The organism is uncultured Gordonia sp. (assembly GCF_937858515.1).
Taxonomy (GTDB): Bacteria; Actinomycetota; Actinomycetes; order Mycobacteriales; family Mycobacteriaceae; genus Gordonia.
Window position 1 is genome coordinate 23389 of sequence record NZ_CALLZT010000140.1, and the last position, 9418, is coordinate 32806.

Here is a 9418-nt window from a genome sequence, read left to right on the forward strand (position 1 = left end):
GTCGCCGCCGCGGGCGCCTCTCCAACCGTCCGCAGGCTCCACTAGAGAGTGTCGTTCAGCGTCTTGATCGGCATCGACAGGTCGACGAGCAGATCGAGATCGTCCTCGGCGGGCCGCCCGAGCGTCGTCAGGTAGTTGCCGACGATGACCGCGTTGATGCCGCCGAGGATGCCTTGCTTGGCACCGAGGTCACCGAGGGTGATCTCGCGGCCTCCGGCGAACCGCAGGATGGTGCGCGGCAACGCCAACCGGAACGCGGCAACGGCCTTGAGTGCCTCCGAGGCGGGCAGCACGTCAAGGTCGCCGAACGGGGTGCCCGGGCGGGGGTTGAGGAAGTTCAGCGGCACCTCATCGGGTTCGAGTGCGGCGAGCTGGGTGGCGAACTCGGCGCGCTGTTCCACGCTCTCCCCCATGCCGAGGATGCCGCCACAGCACACCTCCATGCCGGCCTCGCGCACCATCCGCAGGGTGTCCCAGCGTTCCTCATAGGTGTGGGTGGTGACGACGTTGGTGAAGTGCGACTTGGCGGTCTCCAGGTTGTGGTTGTAGCGGTGCACACCCATCGCGGCCAACTGGTCGACCTGTTCTTGGGTGAGCATGCCGAGGCTGCAGGCGATCTGGATGTCGACTTCGTTGCGGATGGCCTCGATGCCGGCGGCCACCTGGCTGAGCAGGCGCTTGTCGGGGCCGCGGACGGCCGCGACGATGCAGAACTCGGTGGCGCCGGTCTTGGCGGTCTGTTTGGCTGCTTCCACCAGCGAGGGGATGTCGATCCAGGCGGTACGCACCGGCGACTCGAACAGGCCCGACTGCGAGCAGAAGTGGCAGTCCTCGGGACAGCCGCCGGTCTTGAGCGAGATGATGCCCTCGACCTCGACCTCGGGACCGCACCACTTCATGCGGACGTCGTGGGCCACCTGCAGCAGTTCGGGCAGCCGGTCGTCGGGTAGGCGCAGCACCTGCAGGGTCTGGTCGTAGTCGAGGGCCTCGCCGCGTTCGAGCACCTGCTCGCGGGCGATGTCGAGGATGTCGCGTTCGGGGGTGTCGGCGCCGGGGATGTCGGAGGTGATGTCGTCGGGGCGCACGGGGGCCTGGGTCATTGAAGAACTCCTGTCATGTTCGGGTGGTCTGTGGGTGATGGTGCTGTGGTCGTCGATGAGGTGGTGGGGTCAGGTGGTCGGGTCGCCGGACCCCTCGTGACCCTCGCTCCTTCGTCGCTTCGGCCTCGGGGATCAAGAAGCCGGTCGCTTCGGCCTCGGGGATCAAGAAGCCGGTCACCTCGGCCGCGGGGATCAAGCCGGGCGGCCGCGATCCAATCTGGATCGAACCAGGCGGGGGCGGCGGTGCGGAAATCGTCGGGTGGGAGCGCACCGGCACCGTCGGGGATGACACCGACGACGGGGACGCCGGTCAGGCGGGGCAGGTCGTCACGGTTGCAGGTCATCGCCAGATCCGGTTCGGCGGGCCAGGCACCGATGATGAGGCCGGCCACATGCAGGCCGCGGGCCCGGATCGCGTCGACGGTCAGTTCGGCGTGATTGAGGGCGCCCAGACCGGCCTGCACGACCACCACCACCTCGGCGTCGACGGCGGCGGCGACGTCCAGCAGAGTGAGGTTCTCGGCGAGGCGGACGAGTACCCCACCCGCCCCCTCGACCAGGGTGAGGTCGTGGTCGGCGGCCAGTTCGGTCACGGCGCCGACGACAGCCGTCAGGGTGACAGGTTCTGCGCCGGCCCGTCGGGCGGCGGTCTCCGGCGCGAGAGGTTCGGGGTATCGGGCGCATTCGGCGGTGGTGATCGACCCGGTCAGACGCTCGATGACGGCCAGGTCGCCCGGCTCGCCGGGCAGGACTCCGGTCTGTATCGGTTTGCACACGGCGACGTCATCGAAGACCGCGGCCAGCGCGGCAGTGGCGATGGTCTTGCCGACATCGGTGGACGTTCCGGTGACAGCGACGATCCGTCCGGTCATCGGATCTGTGCCCCCACTTCACGCAACGCCGCCAGCACCACGTCGCCGACGTGATCGAGGGTTGCGTCATCGAGGTCGGCGCGCACGGTCAGCCGCAGCCGGGAGGTGCCCGGCTCCACCGACGGCGGCCGGAAGCAGCCGACGAGCACTCCGCGTTCGCGGCAGGCCAGCGCAGCGGCGACTGCGGGTTGCGGATCACCCACGATCAGCGAGATCACGGCCGCGGACGGAGTGGCCGCACCACAGCGCTCGGCCAACCGAATCGCGTTGGACCGCAACCGGTCCGGATAGTCCGGTTGGGCACGGAGGATACGCAGCGCGGCGAGCGCCGCACCGGCGGCGGCCGGGTTGAGGCCGGTGTCGAAGATGAAGGTGCGGGCGGTGTCAATGAGATGCTCACGTAGCACGGAGCTACCGGCGACCAGTCCGCCCTGTGCGCCCAGCGATTTGGACAGCACCCCGGTGACGACGAGATCCGGCGCGCCGGCCAGCCCGCATTCGGCGACCAGACCAGCGCCGCCGGGTCCACGGACACCGAGCGCATGTGCCTCATCAACGAGCAGTGCGGCACCGTTGTCGTGGGCCGCCGCATACAGTTCGCGGATCGGGGCGGGTTCACCGTCGACCGAGTAGATCGAGTCGGTGACGACGAGCGCCCGGGGCTCGTCACGTTCGGCCAGCACCTTTCGTACGGCCTCGTGATCACCCCGATCGACGACGACGACCCGCGCCCGCGACAGCCTGCAGCCGTCGATGAGGGATGCGTGCGTACCGGTGTCGCTGACGATGAGGCTGCCGCGGCCGGCGAGCGCGGTGACGGCGCCGACGTTGGCCAGATAGCCGGACGAGAAGACGAGTGTGGCGGGCGTCCCGAGGAAGTCGGCGAGCTCATTCTCCAGATCCGTGTGCAGGCCGGTGGTACCGCACACCAGTCGCGACGACGTCGATCCGGTGCCCCACTCGTCGAGGGCGGCGTGCGCGCCGGCGATGACGTCGGGATGGGTGCTCAGGCCCAGGTAGTCGTTGGACGCGAGATTGATGAGCGGCGCGGCGGAATCCCGAACGTACGGCTCGCGGTGCAGACCTGCGTCGGCGCGTGCGATTCCGGCGTCGACGAGCCACGCCAGAGCATCGGTGTGCACGGGGCTGGTGGTGATCATCTGTTCTCTCCCTGGGACAGCGACAGGAGTCGGTGTCGCGCCGTGGCCGCCGACGCGATACCTGCACAGATGGCGGCGATGTCGTCGTCGGTGCACAGGAAGGGCGGCATGGTGTAGACGAGGTCGCGGAACGGCCGCAGCCAGACCCCGGCGTCCACTGCGGACCGCGTCGCGATGGCCATGTCGACGGGTTCGTCGAGTTGCACGACACCGATCGCACCGAACACCCGCACATCCCGGACTCCGGGCTCGGTGCGCAGCGGTTCAAGACCGGCCGCAAGCCCGGCCGAGATCTGCGCGACGCGCTCACGCCACGAGGAGTCGAGGAGCAGGTCGATGGAGGCGACGGCGACGGCGCACGCGAGCGGGTTGGCCATGAAGGTGGGACCGTGTGCCAGGCCGCCTGCCTCACCGGCACTGATGGCCACGGCGATCCGGGCGGTGCACAGCGCAGCGGCGAGGGTGAGGTAGCCACCGGTGAGCGCTTTGCCGATACACATGATGTCGGGCGCTACCCGGGCGTGGTCGGCGGCGAAAAGCTCTCCGGTGCGGCCGAATCCGGTGGCGATCTCATCGAAGATCAGCAGAACGTCACGGGCGTCGCAGATCTCACGCAGGGCCCGCAGCAGACGCGGGTCGTGAAACCGCATGCCGCCCGCCCCCTGCACCACGGGCTCGACGATAACGGCAGCGAGTTCACCTGCGTGAGAACCGATCTCGTCGTCAATCAGGGCGATGTACGCATCGAGCACGGCGTCGCCCGAACCGATCGCGGGTGGTTCGGGCACAAAGATCTGCTCGGGCAACACCGAGCTCCACATGGCGTGCATCCCGCCATCGGGGTCGCACACGCTCATCGGGGTCAGGGTGTCGCCGTGGTAACCGCCGCGCCAGGTGAGCAGTCGGGTGCGTTCGGTCCGGCCGCGGCTGCGCCAGTACTGGATGGCCATCTTGACGGCCACCTCCACCGAGACGGAACCGGAGTCGCAGAAGAACACCCGCTCCAACCCATCAGGGGTGAGGTCCACCAAACGCCGGGCCAATTCTGCGGCGGGCCGGTGTGTGAGGCCACCGAACATGACGTGCGCCATCGAATCGAGTTGGGTGGTGACGGCGGCATCGAGTACGGGGTGTCGGTAGCCGTGGATCGCGGCCCACCAACTGCTCATGCCGTCGACCACCGTGCGGCCATCGGCCAGGTGCAACCGCACCCCCTGCGCACTGTCGACGACGAGCGGCTCCGACGGTGCGGGCATGGCGCCGTAGGGATGCCAGATGTACTCGGCATCGATCCTGCTGATCGTCGCCTCGTCCACGGTGGTGCCTCACTTCACACAGGGATGTCGTATCACGGGCTGCTGTCGCGGGCGCGGGGCCGCCGCGCCGGTCCTGAACACTGTACAGGTGCGACCTGTACGCCGTACAGGCGATGCCGCGCGTCCCCTACCCTGTATGCGTGAGCAATACGCGCGGCGACATCCTCACCGCTGCCCGGGACATCCTTGCCGAGCACAGCCTCGCCGACCTGTCGATGCGCCGGTTGGCCACTGAACTCGGTGTCCGACCGAACGCGCTGTACTGGCATTTCACCGACAAGCAGACCCTGCTGGCCGCCCTCGCCGACGACATCCTGGGCGGTATCCCGCCCGCGCCCGAGTCGTTGCCCTGGGACGAGCGTCTGGCCTGGCTGGCCACCGGAATGCGGGCCGCGCTGCTCGCCGTCCCCGACAGCGCGGAAGTGGTCTCATCAAGCTGGGCCAGCGGCCTGTCGGCCACACACATCGCCGACGAGATCGCGGCGGCCGCCCTGCAGGCGGGTCTGCGTGAGCGGGATGCGCGAGGGGTGTCGACGGCGCTGTGTCAGCTGGTCCTGGGCCTGACCATCGAGGAGCAGACCCGTGCCCAGATGGAACGCCTGTCGGTGACGGGGCCGTCCGGGCGCGATTTCACGGTCGAGTTCACCGACGCGCTCGGGGTGATCATCGACGGCGCCCGCACTCGTGCCGACACACCCCGGGCCGATGCGCCATAGTCAGAACCTGATTCACCCGACCACGACCCGGACGACCGCACCCGTGTACCGGACCGACCTCGACGGCCTGCGTGGGCTGGCGATCATGCTGGTGGCCTGCTTCCACGTCTGGTTCGGCCGGGTCTCCGGTGGTGTCGACGTGTTCCTGACGCTCTCGGGCTACTTCTTTCTGGGCTCACTGTTGCGGCACACAATCTCCGCGCAGAAGCCGGGCGTCTCGTTCCGGACGGCCGTGAATCCGTGGCCCCGGCTGTCGCGGTTGTTGCGCCGGCTCTTGCCCGCGCTGATCACCGTGCTGCTCGCGGTGACGCTGCTGACTGTGCTGATCCTGCCGCAGACCCGCTGGGTGGACATCGGCCGCGAGGTGATCGCGAGCGCCCTCTATTTCCAGAACTGGTATCTGGCGGGCAACTCGCAGGACTATCTGGCGGCCAGTTCCACGAACAGTCCGCTGCAGCACGTGTGGTCGATGGCGGTGCAGGGCCAGTTCTTCCTCGTCACCCTGCTCGCCATGCTCGCCCTCGCCGGACTGCTCAAGCTCGGCGCGCGGGTCGTCGCGGCACTGGCACGTCCGGCGGTGATCCGCGCCATCGTCGGATTGGCCGTTCTGACGGTGGCCGTGGCGTCGTTCGCGTGGGCCCAGCACCGGATGGCGATCAATCAGCCGTACAACTATTTCGACACCCGATCCCGCGCGTGGGAGCCGCTTGCCGGGGGCCTACTGGCGATCTGGTTACCGACGATCCGCGTGCACCGGATGGTCCGCAATGCCGTCGCGTTCTCCGCCCTTGCCCTGATCGTCTCGTGCGGCTGGTGGATCGACGGGGTGAACGAGTACCCGGGGCCGATGGCGCTGGTTCCCGTGGGTGCGACGCTGGCGATCATCTGGGCGGGGTCCGTGGCGCAGGAGAAGGCGCGGCCGGGAGAACTGCCGCGGCCGATGCCCGAAGTCAGTCGGGCGATGGCGGGGCAAGGGCCGGTGTGGCTGGGGTCGATCGCCTACTCGCTGTACCTGTGGCACTGGCCGTTGCTGATCTTCTACCTCGCCTGGCGCGGCACGGACCAGGCCAACGCTCTCGAAGGGGTCGGCCTGCTGGCCGCGTCGATCGCGCTGGCATGGGCCACCAAGAGGTACATCGAGGATCCCCTGCGCAGTGGATCGAGGCGCAGCCACACCTCCGGCCGATTGGCATGGCTCGACTACCGGACGACGGTGTCGTCGATCCTCGTGGTCCTGACGGTCGTGTCGGGTGTGGGGATCAAGGCGTGGGAGCGTCATGTGTCAGCGACCGTCGTCGACACCAGGAATCTGGATCCGGCCGTGTATCCGGGTGCGCGGGCGTTCCTCAACGGGGCACACGTTCCGGACGTCGATCCGCGCCCCACACCGCTGGAGGTGTTGCACGACTACCCGGAGACCTCCACCGACGGATTCATGAGCGATTTCACCGACGGCGAGATTCATGTCGGAACGTACGGCGCACCGAACGGCAGGAAGACGATCGCGCTGGTCGGCGGTTCGCATTCGGAGATGTGGATCACCGCGCTGAACATCATCGGCAAACGCAGCGACTTCACCGTCAAGACGTATCTGAAGATGGGTTGTCCGCTCTCGACCGATCCTGAACCCAAGCAGCAGGGAGTACCGTACCCGCAGTGCTACGAGTGGGGGCAGCGCGTCGTCGAACGGGTCTTGGCCGACCGGCCCGACGCGGTGTTCACCACCTCCACCCGACCCCATGACCGCAAACTCGGCGACTGGGTGCCGCCGGACTATCTGCCGATCTTCGACACGTTCCTCGACGCCGGCATCCCTGTTCTGGGCATCCGCGACACCCCTTGGCCGCACAACCGGGACGGCGGAATCGACACCCCGACATGCCTGGCCGACGGCGGTTCGGCCACCACTTGCGCGACCCGCCGGACCATGGCGTTGCTGGACGAGGATCCGGCGCGCGAAATCGCCGGAACCCGGCCGCTGTTCCATCCGCTCGACGTCTCCGACGGGGTGTGTGAGCGCCCCGGCAGTACCCCGGACCCGATCTGCCCGGCGATCGTCGGCAACATCATCGTGTACAAGGACTGGCATCACCTCAGTGCCACCTACGTGCGGAGTCTGACGGACGAACTCGAACGGCAGATGGGCCTGGCCATCCCCTGGGCGGGGCGCTCGGGCGGATGAGCCACGCGGGAGTGAGATGCGCTGGTCGAGATGACCAGCCCGGTCATCACCGATAGGGTTCTCCCATGGATGCACCGAGCGCAGGATTGACCGAACCTGCACAGCCCGGCGGACCCGCTGACACCACCGACCCGGAACCCCCACCGATTCAGGTGTGGCCGGGTACGCCCTATCCGCTGGGAGCCACCTACGACGGTGCGGGTACCAACTTCTCGCTGTTCTCCGAGGTCGCCAACGCCGTCGATCTGTGCCTGATCGAGAGTGACGGCACTGAACGCCGCATCCGGCTGGAGGAGGTGGACGGTTACTGCTGGCATTGCTATCTGCCGAATGTCGGGCCGGGCCAGTTCTACGGTTTCCGGGTGCACGGCCCGTACGATCCACCGGCCGGGCTGCGGTGCGATCCGAGCAAGTTGCTGCTCGATCCATACGGCAAGGCCTTTCACGGCGATTTCGACGGCGACGCGTCGTTGTTCTCCTACCCGCTGCCGGACAGGCACGATGGCGTGGGTGTTCCTTCCGAACCGGGCGAGAGCATCGAGGCCACCTCCGACGGACCGTCCACACCCGCGACCGAAACAGGGCCCCCGCGTGGCAACGCTGAGCCCGGCGACGGTTACGCACCCACCAAGGATGCCGCGGATACCGGTGGTGCCCCCGCGCTTTCCGATGGCACACCCGACGAGGTGACCGGGGCGCGGACGTCATCGGCCGAGACTTCGCCGGAGGCCATGGCAGAGCCTGCACCCGCGACTGACGAACCTGCTGATCCTGCTCTGCCGCAGCTGAATTCACTGGGCCACACGATGTTGTCGGTGGTGATCAACCCGTACTTCGATTGGCAGAACGATCACTCCCCGGGCCACCCGTACCATCAGACGATCATTTACGAGGCGCACGTCAAGGGGATGACCGCCACCCACCCGGACGTCCCGGCCCAGTTGCGCGGAACGTATGCGGGACTGTGCCATCCGGCGATCATCGATCATCTGAAAGAGCTGGGTGTCACGGCGATCGAGCTGATGCCGGTGCACCAGTTCATGCAGGACACGGTGCTACGCGATCAGGGTTTGCGAAACTACTGGGGCTACAACACCTTCGGCTTTCTCGCCCCGCACATCGAATACGCCTCGAACCCGGACCGGCCGGCGTCGGCGGTCACCGAGTTCAAGGCGATGGTGCGCGAATTCCACAAGGCCGGAATCGAAGTGATCCTCGACGTGGTGTACAACCACACCGCCGAGGGCAACCATATGGGCCCGACGATCAGTTTCCGCGGTATCGACAATCGGGCCTATTACCGGGTCGTCGAGGACAACCGGGAAATGTACATGGACTACACGGGCACCGGAAACAGCCTCAACGCCCGTCATCCGCATACCCTGCAACTGATCATGGATTCGTTGCGGTACTGGATCCTGGAAATGCATGTCGACGGTTTCCGGTTCGACCTGGCGTCGACGCTGGCCCGTGAATTGCATGACGTGGACCGGCTTTCGGCGTTCTTCGACATCGTGCAGCAGGATCCGGTGATCAGCCAGGTCAAGCTGATCGCAGAGCCGTGGGACATCGGCGAGGGCGGATATCAGGTGGGCAATTTTCCGCCGCAGTGGACGGAGTGGAACGGCAAATACCGTGACACCGTGCGGGACTACTGGCGAGGTGAACCGGCAACGCTGGGCGAGTTCGCGTCCCGGCTCACCGGGTCGTCGGATCTGTACGAGGCCACCGGCCGACGCCCGCTGGCGAGCATCAACTTCGTCACCGCACACGACGGTTTCACGTTGCGGGATCTGGTGTCGTACAACGAAAAACACAACGAGGCCAACGGCGAGGGCAACCGCGATGGCGAGAGCCACAACCGGTCGTGGAACTGCGGCGTCGAGGGCCCCACCGACGACCCGGACATCCTGGAACTTCGGGCCCGGCAGCAACGTAATGTGCTGGCCACGCTCTTCCTGTCCCAGGGCACCCCGATGCTCGCGCACGGCGACGAGATCGGCCGCACACAGCACGGCAACAACAATGTGTACTGCCAGGATTCGCCGCTGGCGTGGATGGATTGGTCACTG

Annotated in this window: 7 protein-coding genes; 3 read left to right on the top strand and 4 right to left on the bottom strand. The window is 67.3% G+C overall.

Going from position 1 to position 9418, the window contains the following annotated elements:
• Positions 1-41: 41 nt before the first annotated feature.
• From bioB to Q0627_RS12955, 4 genes are read right to left on the bottom strand one after another with little or no spacing between them, the layout of a single operon-like run.
• Entirely contained in the window at positions 42-1100 is a 1059-nt protein-coding gene (gene bioB, locus Q0627_RS12940) for a biotin synthase BioB (protein WP_291017227.1), read from the bottom strand.
• Entirely contained in the window at positions 1097-1972 is an 876-nt protein-coding gene (gene bioD, locus Q0627_RS12945) for a dethiobiotin synthase (RefSeq protein WP_291017224.1), read from the bottom strand. The genes bioB and bioD overlap by 4 nt, the downstream gene beginning before the upstream one ends.
• Entirely contained in the window at positions 1969-3132 is a 1164-nt protein-coding gene (locus Q0627_RS12950; RefSeq protein ID WP_298810396.1) for an 8-amino-7-oxononanoate synthase, read from the bottom strand. Before Q0627_RS12950 ends, bioD begins: the two co-directional genes overlap by 4 nt.
• Complete coding sequence (locus tag Q0627_RS12955) at positions 3129-4448, bottom strand: adenosylmethionine--8-amino-7-oxononanoate transaminase (protein ID WP_298810398.1); 1320 nt, start codon at positions 4446-4448, stop codon at positions 3129-3131. Before Q0627_RS12955 ends, Q0627_RS12950 begins: the two co-directional genes overlap by 4 nt.
• A 140-nt stretch (positions 4449-4588) precedes the next feature.
• Here Q0627_RS12955 and Q0627_RS12960 point away from each other — a divergent pair, with 140 nt between their 5' ends.
• The 3 genes from Q0627_RS12960 to glgX all read left to right on the top strand — a co-directional run.
• Positions 4589-5164, top strand: coding sequence for a TetR/AcrR family transcriptional regulator (locus Q0627_RS12960; RefSeq protein ID WP_291017452.1), 576 nt, complete (start codon positions 4589-4591; stop codon positions 5162-5164).
• Complete coding sequence (locus tag Q0627_RS12965) at positions 5154-7346, top strand: acyltransferase family protein (RefSeq protein ID WP_291017454.1); 2193 nt, start codon at positions 5154-5156, stop codon at positions 7344-7346. The genes Q0627_RS12960 and Q0627_RS12965 overlap by 11 nt, the downstream gene beginning before the upstream one ends.
• 65 nt (positions 7347-7411) lie before the next feature.
• The coding region (gene glgX, locus Q0627_RS12970) for a glycogen debranching protein GlgX (protein WP_298810401.1) at positions 7412-9418 on the top strand (2007 nt) is incomplete at its 3' end.